The organism is Rhodoferax sp. (assembly GCF_014859475.1).
GTDB lineage: Bacteria > Pseudomonadota > Gammaproteobacteria > Burkholderiales > Burkholderiaceae_C > Rhodoferax.
Genome location: NZ_JACUUE010000064.1, coordinates 1 through 12,569, shown reverse-complemented (window position 1 = coordinate 12,569; position 12,569 = coordinate 1). Strand labels below are relative to the sequence as shown.

Sequence of the window (12,569 nt, the reverse complement as noted above, 5' to 3'; positions counted from 1 at the left end):
TCGCTCGCGATGACGAAGTCTCTGTTCAAGGTCCGTGTGCGGTATCGGGCCGGATTCGGACGGCTCGCGGTGACAGCGCACTACACCCGGCGTGCCAGCTCGGCGGCCTTGCCTACGTAGCTGGCCGGGGTCAAGGCCAGCAGGCGTTCTTTTTCCTCAGCGGGCAGGTCCAGTCCGGCAATGAAGCCCTGCATTAGCGCGCGCGTCATGGCCTCGCCCCGTGTGAACTTCTTGAGCTGCTCGTAGGGTTGCGGCAGGCCAAAGCGGCGCATCACGGTTTGAATCGGTTCGGCCAGCACTTCCCAGGAGTTGTCGAGGTCGGCGGCGAGCGCCTGCTCGTTGATTTCGAGCTTGCCCAGACCGGCCGCCAGCGACTGGTAGGCCAGCACGGCGTAGCCCAGCGCCACGCCCATATTGCGCAGCACGGTGCTGTCGGTCAGGTCGCGCTGCCAGCGCGAAATGGGCAGCTTTTCGCTCATGTGGCGCAGCAGGGCGTTGGCCAGGCCCAGGTTGCCCTCGGCGTTCTCGAAATCGATCGGGTTGACCTTGTGCGGCATGGTGCTGGAGCCCACCTCGCCGTCGCGCAGACGCTGCTTGAAGTAACCCAGCGACACATAACCCCAGACATCGCGCGACCAGTCGATCAGGATGGTGTTGGCGCGCGCCACGGCGTCAAACAGCTCGGCCATGTAGTCGTGCGACTCGATCTGGATGCTGTAGGGCTGAAAGGTCAGGCCCAGGCCCAGCGGCTCAGGGGTTTCGATGACTTTTTTGCTGAAGGCTTCCCAGTCAAACTCGGGCCAGGCCGACAGGTGGGCGTTGAAGTTGCCCACGGCGCCGTTCATTTTGCCCATCAGCTTGACGCTGGCGATTTTTTCGCGCGCGGCCAGCAGACGCACCACCACGTTGGCAATTTCCTTGCCCACCGTGGTCGGGCTGGCGGTCTGGCCGTGGGTGCGGCTGAGCATTGACACCTCGGCAAAGGCGTGCGCCATCAGGCGCAGTTTGTCGATCACGTCGTCGAGCTTGGGCAGCAGCACCAGGTCGCGGCCGCTTTTGAGTTGCAGCGCCTGGCTGGTGTTGTTGATGTCTTCGCTGGTGCAGGCAAAGTGCACAAATTCTTGCGCTGCCACCAGTTCGGGCCGGCCTTCAAATTTGGATTTGATCCAGTATTCAACCGCCTTGACATCGTGGTTGGTGGTCTTTTCGATGGCTTTGATGGCCTTGCCGTCGGTTTCCGAGAAGTTTTTCACCAGGCCCAGCAGATAGGTGCGTGCGCCCGGCGACAGTGGCTTGAATTCCTTGAAGCCGCAGTCGCTCAAGGCAATGAACCAGGCCACCTCGACCTGCACGCGTCGGTGCATGTAGCCCTGCTCACTCATGGCGGGGCGTAGTTTGGCGAGTTTGGCAGCGTAGCGGCCGTCCAGCGGCGACAGGGCGGAGATGGCAGAGGTAGTCATGGGCGCAGATTGTAGGGGGATCAAAAACCCCAAAAATGCAGGGCCAGCGCCAGGCAAGGTACGCCCGATAGAATGCGCGCTCTGCCACTCTCAAGCCTTTGTCCCATGCCCATGAAACTGATCGGTTCAAACACCAGCCCTTATGTGCGCAAAGTACGCGTCGTCATGGCCGAGAAAAAGCTGGACTATGAGTTTGTGCTGGAAGACGTGTGGTCGGCCAATACCAGCATTGCCGCCACCAGCCCGCTGGGCAAAGTGCCCTGCCTGGTGATGGAGGCGGGCGATGTGATTCATGACTCGCGCGTCATTGTGGAATACCTCGACACCCTGTCGCCGGTGGGCAAGCTCATTCCCCCCGTGGGCCGCGAGCGCGCCGAGGTCAAGACCTGGGAGGCAACGGCCGATGGCATCCTGGATGCGGCCGTTTTGGCGCGGCTCGAGGCCACTTGGGGCGGCCGCCTTGATGCCCAGCGCTGCCAGGCCTGGATCGACCGGCAACTAGGCAAAGTCGATGATGCCTTGCAGGCCATCAGCAGGGGCTTGGGTGACAAGCCCTTTTGTGTGGGCATCTATTTGAGCCTGGCCGATGTCGCCGTGGGTGTAGCGCTGGGCTACCTCGACTTCCGCTTTCCCGAGTTGCCTTGGCGCGAGCAATACCCCAATCTGGTCAGGCTGCAGGACAAGCTGATGCAGCGCGCCAGTTTTGCCGACACACAACCGGTCTGAAGTGTCGATCCGGCTGCCAGCGCTGGCGCTGCGGCTAATGGTGACGCGGCTTACATCGATTTACATTTTTTCTGATGTTTGGGGCAGGTCCAGGCGTTACAGTTTGGCCATCATGGCAACACGCATCAAAACCAATTTCAAGACCGCTTACCAGTGCCGCCAGTGTGGCTCAACCTGCTACCAGCCGGTGATCGAGCGCGCGCCCAACGGCGCGTTGCTGCCCACTGGGCAATACCGTTGCACCGGCTGTCACACCCGATTCCTGAAGGTGCAGTCTTGGTGGGCGCCCCAGCCTGCCGAGGGTCATCATGCGCAGCCAGGCTAGTCCGGTCCCTTGTCGCTGCGGCTGGGCCAAGCGGATTCGGCAATGCCTGATAGCATCCGGCCATGCCTGAAAACTTGTCTGTTCCTGCCCTCGATGCGGCCAGCGCGGCCCCCGAACTGACGGCCAAACTCTGTCACCCCCATGAATTGTCCCGGCGCCTGGCCCTGTTGCCACGCCCGCTGGTGTTCACCAATGGCGTTTTCGACGTGCTGCACCGCGGCCATGTGGTTTATCTGGCGCAAGCCCGCGCGCTGGGTGCGAGCCTGCTGGTGGCGCTCAACACCGATGCCTCGGCGCGGCGGCTGGGCAAGGGGCCAGACCGGCCGTTGAATAACGAATTGGACCGCGCTTATGTGCTGGCGGCGCTGGCCAGCAGCAGCCTGGTGACCTGGTTCGATGAAGACACGCCGCTGGAATTGATCGCCCTGGTGCGTCCCGACATTCTGGTCAAGGGCGGCGACTACGACATGGCCCGCTTGCCTGAGTCAAAGCTGGTGCAATCCTGGGGCGGCCGCGTGCTGGCGCTGCCCTTCGTCACGGGGTATTCCACCACCGCGCTGGTGCAGAAAATCCGTAACAGTTGAAGAAATGTGGCCCGTGTGCGGTGCTGGTGGCCGCCTTACTGGCGGTCGAAACGGAACTGGTCGTGGCAGCTTTTGCAGCTGGCTTGCACGGCCTCGACACTGGCGCGAATAGCGGGCAGGGCGGCGCTGCCGGCCACTTGCACCAGCGCGTCGGTGGCGGCCAAAAATTTGTCTTGCGCTTGTTTGAATTCAGCCGATTGACTCCAGACCTCGGGCTTGGCGCGCGTTGGCGGGTAATTGCCGTCGGCCGTGAAGTAGGGCCAGGGCTGGCTGGCAAGCGCCTGCAGCGCCTCGGCGCTGGCGACAAAGCTGGTCTTGACGTAGTCTTGCCGGTCGCGCGCCACCAGGCCCATGGGTTCGAGCGTTTTGGTGAATTGCTTGAACAATGCCTGGCGCTTGCTCACCAGTTGTTGCGGATGGGTGTCTTTAACGCGGTCGCTGCAGGCGCTCAGCAGGGCGACCGTAGCGGCGAGGGTGATCAGAGTGATTTTTTGCATTGGGTAAAGGTTCTAGTCGGTTGGCTGGGAGGCGTCAAAAACGGTGTGCCACAGCAGCACAATGGCACCGCGTTCGGCCTGCATGTCTTGTGCTGTCAGTTGGGTTGAGGTTTCGTTGAGGCGGGCCTTGTGCTGCACCCGGCGCATGGCCCGGTAGGCGCTGGCGGCACCGTGGCCCACGCCTGCGGGCAGCAGCCCGAGGCTTTCGGCGCACTCGAGCAGCGCGATGTTGCCGGCGTTGGCCATCAGTTCGGGGTGCGCGCACGCCTGCGACAGCACCAGGAACTGCATCACGAATTCGGCATCGATCATGCCGCCGTGGCTGTATTTGATGTCAAACTTGTCGGCCCTGACCGGCTGTGCGCTGGCCATGCGAGCGCGCATGGCGGCAATCTCGGCGCGCAGGCTGTTCGCATCGCGCGGTGCGCAGATCACGGCCTTGCGCACCGCCTCAAAGCGTTCGTGCAGCGACGCGTCGCCCAGCACACAGCGCGCCCGCGTCATGGCCTGGTGTTCCCAGGTCCAGGCGGTGTTGGAGCCGCGTTGCTGCTGGTAGTTGGTGTAGGCATCAAAACTGGTCACGAGCAGACCGGCGTTGCCATTGGGGCGCAGCGCGGTGTCGATCTCGTACAGGTCGCCTTCGCCGGTCTTGACGGTCAGCCAGGTGATGAGCTTGCGCACCAGCGCGGCATAGGCCTCGGGGGCGTTGTCATCGTCGTCGTCAAAGACAAACACCAGGTCCAGGTCGCTGCCATAGCCCAGTTCCTTGCCGCCCAGTTTGCCGTAGGCGATGATGCCAAATTGCGGCTGCTTGCGGTGCGCTTTCTTGAGACGACTCCAGCACCAACGGGTGGTCACGCGCAGCACCGCATCGGCCAGCGCGCTCAAGTCATCGGCCACCTGCTCCACGCTGAGCTTGCCCTCCACATCGCGCGCCAGGGTGCGAAACACCTCGGCGTGGTGGGCGCGGCGCAGCAGGTTGAGCAGGGTTTCCTCGTCGTCCTCGCCGGTGCCCGTCAGTGACGCACGGCGGTGCGCCAGCTCGGTCTCGAACGCCTGGGTGTCAAAGCGCTCCTCCATCATGGCGGGGCTCGCCAGCTCGTCGATGACGCCAGGATGCAGCAGCAGATAGCGCGCCGGCCAGCGCGCTGCGCCCAGCAGGCGCAACAGCCGCTCGTGCACCTGCGGGCGCTCCAGCAGCAGGGCGAGGTAGCTTTCGCGGCGCAGCAGGGGCTCCATCCAGTCCACCAGCCGCACGGCGGCTTCTTCGGTGACGCGCGCCTCGCTCACCCACTGCGCGGTGCGCGCCAGCAGGCGCTGCAGGCGTTCGCGGGCCTCGTCGCGCAGCGCCAGCACGCGCGGGTGCTGGCACCAGGCCTGCAGGCGCTGGCGGAAGACTTCACCCAGTTGCGGCAACAGCTCTTCGATGGTCTGACTGCCGTTGCCTTGCTTGCCGTTTTGGCAAGCTTTGCATTCAGGCTCGGGGCCGCCCAGCAGCTTGTCGAATTCTTGCGCCACCAGTTCGCGGTGGGCATCAAGCTGGCTCAGCAGCGCCTGCGAAGAGGCAAAGCCCATGGTCTGGGCGATCCAGTTCAGGTCTTGGTCTTGCGTTGGCAGCACATGGGTCTGCTGGTCGTCCAGGTACTGGATGCGATGCTCGATCTGACGCAAAAAGACGTAGGCCTGGGCCAGCGCCTGCGCGGTCTGCTCCGACATCAAATTGGCGCGCACCAGGCGTGGTAGCGCGCTCAGGGTGGGGCGCGTGCGCAGCTCGGGAAAGTGGCCACCGCGCACCACCTGCAGCAGTTGCACGGTGAATTCGATCTCGCGGATGCCGCCGCGCGAGAGCTTGACGTCGTTGGTGCGCTCGGGGTGGCCGGCGCTGCGCTTGGCAGCGTGGGCGCGAATCTGTCGGTGCAGCACGCGCAGGGCATCGAACACGCTGTAGTCGAGGTAGCGCCGAAAGACAAAGGGCATCACTACCTTGCGCAAGGCGTGGGTGGTGCCGCTGGTGACGCTGTCGAACGGTGCCACGACCCGGCTCTTGAGCCAGGCAAAACGCTCCCACTCGCGGCCCTGCACATGCAGGTATTCTTCCAGCGCATCAAGCGACACGGCGACCGGCCCCGAGTTGCCGTTGGGGCGCAGGGCCAGATCGACGCGAAACACAAAGCCGTGCTCGGTGGTGTCGCCCACCAGCGCGTAAACGGCGCGCACCACTTTGCCAAAATATTCGTGGTTGCTGATGCGGCTGCGCCCCTGGGCATTACCCCCTGTCTCGCCGTCTTCGTCATAAACATAAATCAGGTCGATGTCGCTTGACACGTTGAGCTCGCGGGCGCCGAGCTTGCCCATGCCCACAATCCACAGTTCGGCCCGCTGACCCTGCGCCGTCATGGGGGCGCCGTGCGTTTGATCAAGCTCGGCCTGGGCCTGGGTCAGGGCGTGGTTGAGGGCGAATTCGGCCAGCTCGGTCATGGCCTGGGTCACCTGCGCCAGCGCCAACTGCTGTTCGCAGTCCTGGCACAGCAGGCGCTCGACGACCAGTTGGCGCGTGATGCGCAGCGCGTTGGCCATGTTTTGCCCCTGGCTCAGCAAGGCCTCAAAAGTGGCTTGCAGCTGCGCCGGACCGGGCACACCGGGCACCAACAGGGACAGTTCGGCCGCGTAACGGCGGCGCACGCGTTGGGCAAAGCGGGAGTGGGTGGCCAGGGAGGGTCGGGTCATAATTCTGCTTGAACAACATTTATCGAATCAACGTGTCGCCCCTTCCCTCCAAACTGCTGAAAACCTGGTGCGCCGTGACGCGCTGGCTATTGACTGCGGTAGTCTTGGCCTGGTTGCTGCTGGGTCTGACCTGGGGGGCGCTGCATTGGGTGATTGTGCCGCGAATCGGCGAATTTCGCCCGCAGCTCGAGGCCCGGGCCACGCAGGCCCTGGGGGTAACGGTGCGGGTGGGGGCGGTGGCCGCGCAGTCCAACGGCATGGTGCCGTCCTTTGAGTTGCGCGACGTGGCCCTGCTCGATGCGCAAGGCAGGGTGGCCCTGAGTTTGCCGCGCGTGTTGATAGCTGTGTCGCCACGTTCCTTGTGGCGTTTGGGTTTCGAGCAGATTTACCTGGACCGGCCGGAGCTCGACATCCGGCGCGCGCCAGACGGCAAGATCACCATTGGCGGGCTCGATTTCAACCCGGCCGGTCAGGCCGACCCGGCGGCGCTGGACTGGTTTTTTTCGCAATTCGAGTTTGCCATTCATGACGGCACACTGCGATGGAGCGACGAGCAGCGCGTGGCTGAGCCGGTGGTGTTGCAAAAGGTGGCGGTGGTGATGCGCAACCAGGGCCGACAGCATGATGTGCGGCTGGACGCCACGCCGCCCGAGTCCTGGGGCAGCCCCCTGAGCTTGCAGGGCAGGTTTTTGCAGCCCTTGCTGACACGCCATAACGGTCGCTGGCGGGACTGGGAGGGCCAGCTGTATGCCGCCTTCGAGCGGGCTGACCTGTCGGAGTTGCGCCGTTACGTGTCGCTGGGGATGGATTTGAACCAGGGCAATGGCGCCTTGCGGGCTTGGGTGGATGTGGACCGTGGGCGCATCACCCAGGCGCTGGCTGATGTTGCCTTGGCCGAGGTCAACGTTGTGTTGGGCAAAGGTTTGCAGCCGCTGGCCTTGCAACGGGTGCAGGGGCGCCTGGGTGGGCGCAGGCTGGAAAATGGCTTTGAGTTTTTCACCCGTTCTTTGGCTTTTGACGCCGCCGACGGCCTGCGCTGGCCTGAAGCAAGCACACAACTGCGGCTGACCGATGCGCAAGCCGGACAGGCCGAGCGCGGCGAGTTCAAGGCCGACCGACTCGACCTGGCCGCGCTGGCGCAAATTGCCAACCACCTGCCGATTGACGATGCCGCGCGCGTCAAGCTGCGCGCTTATGCGCCCAAGGGCCGGGTGGACGCGCTGCAGGTGAGCTGGCAGGGGCCCTGGCGCACGCCGCAAAAATACGCGGCCCGGGGTTGGCTGAGCCGGTTCGAGCTAAGCGCCGTGGCCGCCATGCCGGGCGTGCGTGGGCTCGATGTGAACTTTGACTTCGACCAAAACGCGGGGCAAGCGCGTCTGGCCATGGCGGCTGGCAGCCTTGACCTGCCAACCATTTTTCAGGAGCCGGTGATTGCGGTCGATGCCTTGTCGGCAGAAGCCCGCTGGCAAATCAGGGGCGAGCGGATCGCGGTGCAACTGAACAAAGTCAAATTTGCCAACGCTGACGCCGCGGGCGAAGCCCAGATCAAATGGCAGACCGCCGACCCGCCCAAGACGGGATCGCGGGCGCGTTTTCCGGGTGTGCTCGACCTGCAGGCCAATTTGAGCCGCGCCGACGGCAAGCAGGTGCACCGCTACCTGCCGCTCGTCATCAATGCTGCCGCGCGTGACTATGTGCGCGACGCGGTGCAGGAAGGGCGTGCCAGCGCGGTGCGCTTTCAGGTCAAGGGCGACATTGACCAGTTGCCCTTGATCGACCCCAAAAAAGGCGCTTTCAAAATCACCGCGCAAATTGAAGGTGCCCGGCTGGCCTATGTGCCGACGAGCCTGCAGGCCAGCGGCGATTTGCCCTGGCCGGTGCTGACCGACTTGAGCGGCGAACTGGTGATCGACCGCAGGCAATTGCAAGTCAACAAAGCGCGCGCCCGCTTGGGCGACGGCACGGCCCTGCAGGTGGGCCGGGTGGAGGCCCGCATTGCCGATTTGATGCAGACCCAGGTCGAGGTTGATGCCGACTTCAAAGGGCCGCTGCCCGAACTCATCGGACTGGTCAATGCTTCGCCGCTGCGCGACATGCTGGGGCAGGCGCTGGTTAACAGCGCGGTCACGGGCAATGCCGATTACAAGCTCAAGTTGCTGCTGCCGATTGCACGCATCAAACAGTCCAGCGTGCGCGGCAGCGTCTTGCTGGCGGGCAACGACGTGCAGATCACGCCCGACAGCCCGAGGCTGACACAGGCGCGCGGCATGCTCAATTTCACTGAAGCCGGGTTTTCCCTGGGCGGCGTGCAGGCGCGCCTGCTGGGTGGCGACGCCCGGCTGGAGGGCGGCTGGCTGCTGGTGCCTGAGGCGCCCGGTGGCCGGGGCGCGCCGACGCTGATTCGCGCCAGCGGCAGCGCCTCGGCAGAGGGTTTGCGCGAGGCCGCTGAACTCGGCTTGGTGGCTCGGCTGGCGCGCAACGCCAGTGGCAGCGCGGCCTACACCGCAACGCTGGGCTGGCGCCAGGGCGCAACCGAGTTGCTGGTCAACAGCAACCTGCAAGGCCTGGCTCTGAGTTTGCCCGAACCTTTTGGCAAAAGCGCCGAGGCCGTGCTGCCGCTGCGTCTGGAAACGGCGGTGCTCGCCAACGCCGCCGCCGACGCACCGCGGCAGGACCGGTTGACGCTGTCGCTGGGTGAGCTGATGCAGGTGGTCTATGAACGCGATGTATCGCAATCCGAGCCGCGCGTGCTGCGCGGCACCATTGCCGTCGGGCTTGACGCGCAGGAATCAGCCGAGCTGCCGAGCGCTGGCGTGAGCGGCAATATCAGGCTGGCGCATTTCAATGTGGATGCCTGGCAAGATGTGCTGGCACAGGCCGCCGGGACCAACGTGAATGCAGCGGTGCTGCTCGCTGACAACACCTTGATGGCGACTTATTTGCCCACCGAGCTTGCGGTGCGCTCGGAGCAGTTGATCTTTGGTGGCCGGCAGTACAACCAGATGGTGATTGGCGGCGCTCGCGAGGGCACACTGTGGCGCGCCAATCTGGTGGCAACCGAACTCAACGGTTATGTGGAATATCGCCAACCCAATGCTGCGCTCAGTGGTGGTGCCGAAGGGCGTGTTTATGCGCGCCTGGCCCGCCTGACGCTGGCACCCGGAGTAGAGGAAGAGGTGGCGGCTTTGCTGGAGGCGCAGCCTGCCAGCATTCCAGCGCTGGACATTGTGGTGAACGATTTTGAATTGCGCGGCAAACACTTGGGACGCCTGGAGGTGCAGGCCATCAATCGCAGCCGCCAGTCGGCGCCGGGCGAGGCCCGTGTGCGCGAGTGGCGCCTGAATGCATTAAACCTTGATTTGCCGGAGGCCAGCCTGGTTGCCAATGGCAAGTGGGCGGCGCTTGCAGCGCACGACGATGCCGCGGCTTCTGCGCCGAAAACTGCGGCATCGCGGCGCACCGAATTGAACTTCAAGCTCGACATCGCCGACAGCGGCGCCCTGCTCAGCCGCCTGGGCATGCCGGGCGTGGTGCGTGGCGGGCGCGGCAAGCTTGAAGGTGATGTGACGTGGCTGGGTTCGCCCCTGAGCCTGGATTACCCGTCGATGAACGGCGCCTTCACAGTTGATGTCGCTGCGGGCCAGTTTCTCAAGGCCGAGCCCGGCATTGCCAAGTTGTTGGGTGTATTGAGCCTGCAAGCCCTGCCGCGCCGCTTGACGCTTGATTTCAGGGACGTGTTCAGCGAGGGCTTTGCTTTTGACTTTTTGCGCGGCGACGTGCGCATCGACAAAGGCATGGCGCTGACCAACAATCTGCAAATGAAGGGGGTTAATGCGGCGGTGCTGATGGAGGGCGGCGCCGACATTGCCCGCGAGACGCAGGACCTCAAGGTGGTGGTGATCCCGGAGATCAACGCCGGCACCGCATCGCTGCTGTTGGCCACGGTGATCAACCCGGCCATCGGCCTGGGCACCTTTTTGGCGGAGTTGTTTTTGCGCCGCCCGATGATCGAGTCGGCCACCCAGGAGTTTCACATTGACGGCAGCTGGGCCGAGCCACAAATCACCAAGGTGCCCCATACCAAGACCACCACCCCGGAGAAACAACCATGAAAGTCGCCGCCATTCAAATGGTCTCAGGCATGGATGTGAGCGCCAACCTGGCGCAAGCCAGGCGGCTTTTGCAAGAGGCCGCGCAAGCCGGTGCCGAGCTGGCCGTGCTGCCTGAATATTTTTGCCTGATGGGCCAGCGCGATGCCGACAAGCTGGCGATCCAGGAGCCCTTTGGCCAGGGCCCGATCCAGCAATTTCTGAGCGAAAGCGCCATTGAGTCGGGCTTGTGGCTGGTGGGCGGCACGCTGCCGCTCAGCGCCCCGGCCAACTCGCCCGAAGGCCAGAAACAGCCGGGCCGGGTGTTTAACAGTTCGCTGGTGTTTTCACCGGCAGGCCAATGCGTGGCGCGCTACGACAAGATGCACCTGTTCCGCTTTGACAACGGCATCGAGTCGTATGACGAGTCGCTGGTGCTCGCCCCCGGCCAGCAACCCGTCACTTTCGATCTGGCTTCTGCCGACGGCCACACCTGGCGCATCGGCCTGAGCGTGTGTTACGACCTGCGTTTTGCCGAGCTGTACCGGCATTACGCCCGGGCCGGCGCGCAGCTGATGCTGGTGCCCAGCGCCTTCACACACACCACCGGGCAAGACCATTGGGAAGTGCTGCTGCGCGCCCGCGCCATCGAAAACCTGGCGTATGTGGCGGCCGCTGCCCAGGGCGGCCTGCACGACAACCAGCGCCGCACCTGGGGCCACGCCATGCTGGTGAACCCCTGGGGCAAGCTGCTGGCCGAGCGTGCAACAGGGCCGGGCGTGGTGGTGGCAGATTTGGCGTGGGATGTCATGACCCGGTGCCGCAGCCGTTTGCCAGCACTTGATCACAGGCTACTGTGATGACCGCACCCCTGTTGTTGCGGCGCACCCTGGCGGCCTGGCTGACAGCCGTGTTGGCGCTTGTGCTGGCGGCCTGTGGCACGGCGCCGGCGCCGTTGGATGCGGCAGCATCGTCCGGCGCCGGCCAGCCGTCTGCGCCGCTGGCTTTGCCTGATGTTGCCACCTCGCTTGATGCCATTGTGCGCGGCAACAGCCGCTGGCAGCCCGTGGCCTGGTCCGAGCTGCCGGGTTTCGATTCCGACACGTTGTTCGAGGCCTGGAACGCCTGGCTCAAAAGCTGTGAACGCCCGGGACCGGTGTTTGCGTCCTTGTGCCAGGAGGTGCGCCGCCTGAGCATTGGCAGCCAGGCCGAGCAGCGCCAGTGGCTGCTCGACCGGCTACAGCCTTACCGCGTTGAACCCTTGCAGGGCGGGACGACGAGCGGCTTGCTGACGGCTTATTTTGAGCCCGAGTTGCAGGCGCAGCGCTTGCCTGGCCCGGACTTCACCGTGCCGCTGTACCAATTGCCCGCCAATCTGAAGGCGCGCCAACCCTGGTTTTCCCGGCAGGAAATCGACACCTTGGCAACGGCCAAGGAGGCCTTGCGCGGTCGCGAAATTGTTTATCTGAGCGACCCGGTGCAGGCCATGGTGCTGCAAATCCAGGGCTCCGGGCGCGTCCGCGTGACCGAGCCCGATGGCAGCGTGCGCCTGATTCGGCTGGCCTATGCCGGCCACAACGGCCACCCATATCAGAGCATCGGCCGCTGGCTGCTCGATCAGCGCGAACTGCGCGATGCGACCTGGCCCGGCATCCGGGCCTGGTTGCGGCAAAACCCGCAACGTGTCAATGAGCTGCTGTGGCGCAACCCGCGTGTGGTGTTTTTCAAGGAAGAACGTTTGAGCGAGTTCGATGCCGCCTTTGGCCCCAGGGGCGCGCAAGGTGTGCCGCTCACCCCGGGGCGCTCGATTGCGGTCGATCCGCAGAGCATTCCCTACGGCACGCCGGTATGGCTGGCCTCCGAGGGGCCGCAAATTACCTTGCAGCGTCTGGTGCTGGCGCAGGACACCGGCAGCGCCATTCGCGGTGCGGTGCGGGCTGACTATTTTGCGGGCTGGGGTGAGGCCGCGGGTGAGCTGGCCGGGCGGCTCAAACAGCCGCTGCGGCTGTGGGTGCTGTGGCCGAAAGGGCGAGCCTACTGATCCCCTTGGAAGGGTACGGTACCTTTTTTGGGTTCAGGGGCCGGGTCTCGTCCCGGCGGGCGAGGTAAGAAAGGCGACCCCGCTGTCTGCGACCCGCAGCCCTGCTGCGGGCAACCTGCGC

At 64.5% G+C, this 12,569-nt stretch carries 9 protein-coding genes; 6 read left to right on the top strand and 3 right to left on the bottom strand.

The window, feature by feature from the left end; genetic code table 11:
- Nucleotides 1-80 precede the first annotated feature (80 nt).
- Nucleotides 81-1,460, bottom strand: a complete 1,380-nt coding sequence (gene purB / locus IBX54_RS07735; protein ID WP_296542089.1) for an adenylosuccinate lyase — start codon at nt 1,458-1,460, stop codon at nt 81-83.
- A gap of 111 nt (nt 1,461-1,571) precedes the next feature.
- On the opposite strand from purB, the gene IBX54_RS07730 reads away from it, so the two are divergent.
- The 3 genes from IBX54_RS07730 to IBX54_RS07720 all read left to right on the top strand — a co-directional run bounded on the left by IBX54_RS07730 (nt 1,572) and on the right by IBX54_RS07720 (nt 3,095).
- Nucleotides 1,572-2,186 carry a glutathione S-transferase N-terminal domain-containing protein gene (locus tag IBX54_RS07730; protein WP_296542090.1) on the top strand — a complete coding sequence of 205 codons (615 nt, stop codon included), beginning with the start codon at nt 1,572-1,574 and terminating at the stop codon, nt 2,184-2,186.
- Nucleotides 2,187-2,298: 112 nt separating this feature from the next.
- Complete coding sequence (locus IBX54_RS07725; RefSeq protein ID WP_296542088.1) at nt 2,299-2,511, top strand: hypothetical protein; 213 nt, start codon at nt 2,299-2,301, stop codon at nt 2,509-2,511.
- A 62-nt stretch (nt 2,512-2,573) separates the two neighbouring features.
- A complete protein-coding gene (locus IBX54_RS07720) occupies nt 2,574-3,095 on the top strand; it encodes an adenylyltransferase/cytidyltransferase family protein (protein ID WP_296542087.1) in 522 nt (173 codons plus the stop codon).
- Nucleotides 3,096-3,130: 35 nt separating this feature from the next.
- Here IBX54_RS07720 and IBX54_RS07715 read toward each other — a convergent pair whose 3' ends face one another.
- Together IBX54_RS07715 and glnE are read right to left on the bottom strand one after the other, a co-directional pair.
- The gene (locus IBX54_RS07715) at nt 3,131-3,592 is read right to left on the bottom strand and encodes a cytochrome c (RefSeq protein WP_296542086.1); all 462 of its coding nucleotides are present in this window, start codon (nt 3,590-3,592) and stop codon (nt 3,131-3,133) included.
- A 12-nt stretch (nt 3,593-3,604) separates the two neighbouring features.
- Nucleotides 3,605-6,319 (bottom strand): bifunctional [glutamate--ammonia ligase]-adenylyl-L-tyrosine phosphorylase/[glutamate--ammonia-ligase] adenylyltransferase, encoded by a 2,715-nt coding sequence (glnE, locus tag IBX54_RS07710; protein ID WP_296542085.1) that lies wholly within the window; start codon nt 6,317-6,319, stop codon nt 3,605-3,607.
- Nucleotides 6,320-6,351: 32 nt separating this feature from the next.
- Between glnE and IBX54_RS07705 the strand changes: the two genes are divergently transcribed.
- The 3 genes from IBX54_RS07705 to IBX54_RS07695 are packed head-to-tail and all read left to right on the top strand — an operon-like array spanning nt 6,352 to nt 12,448.
- The gene (locus IBX54_RS07705; RefSeq protein WP_296542084.1) at nt 6,352-10,431 is read left to right on the top strand and encodes a YhdP family protein; all 4,080 of its coding nucleotides are present in this window, start codon (nt 6,352-6,354) and stop codon (nt 10,429-10,431) included.
- Nucleotides 10,428-11,267: a carbon-nitrogen hydrolase family protein gene (locus IBX54_RS07700; protein WP_296542083.1), complete on the top strand. Its 840-nt coding sequence runs from the start codon at nt 10,428-10,430 to the stop codon at nt 11,265-11,267. Before IBX54_RS07705 ends, IBX54_RS07700 begins: the two co-directional genes overlap by 4 nt.
- Complete coding sequence (locus IBX54_RS07695; RefSeq protein WP_296542082.1) at nt 11,267-12,448, top strand: MltA domain-containing protein; 1,182 nt, start codon at nt 11,267-11,269, stop codon at nt 12,446-12,448. Before IBX54_RS07700 ends, IBX54_RS07695 begins: the two co-directional genes overlap by 1 nt.
- Nucleotides 12,449-12,569 lie beyond the last annotated feature (121 nt).

Bases quoted from the DNA above. Each gene is read 5' to 3' on its own strand.
- IBX54_RS07730 (WP_296542090.1), top strand. From the start codon at position 1,572: ATGAAACTGATCGGTTCAAACACCAGCCCTTATGTGCGCAAAGTACGC.
- IBX54_RS07720 (WP_296542087.1), top strand. From the start codon at position 2,574: ATGCCTGAAAACTTGTCTGTTCCTGCCCTCGATGCGGCCAGCGCGGCC.
- IBX54_RS07725 (WP_296542088.1), top strand. From the start codon at position 2,299: ATGGCAACACGCATCAAAACCAATTTCAAGACCGCTTACCAGTGCCGC.
- IBX54_RS07700 (WP_296542083.1), top strand. From the start codon at position 10,428: ATGAAAGTCGCCGCCATTCAAATGGTCTCAGGCATGGATGTGAGCGCC.
- purB (WP_296542089.1), bottom strand. From the start codon at position 1,460: ATGACTACCTCTGCCATCTCCGCCCTGTCGCCGCTGGACGGCCGCTAC.
- IBX54_RS07695 (WP_296542082.1), top strand. From the start codon at position 11,267: ATGACCGCACCCCTGTTGTTGCGGCGCACCCTGGCGGCCTGGCTGACA.
- glnE (WP_296542085.1), bottom strand. From the start codon at position 6,319: ATGACCCGACCCTCCCTGGCCACCCACTCCCGCTTTGCCCAACGCGTG.
- IBX54_RS07715 (WP_296542086.1), bottom strand. From the start codon at position 3,592: ATGCAAAAAATCACTCTGATCACCCTCGCCGCTACGGTCGCCCTGCTG.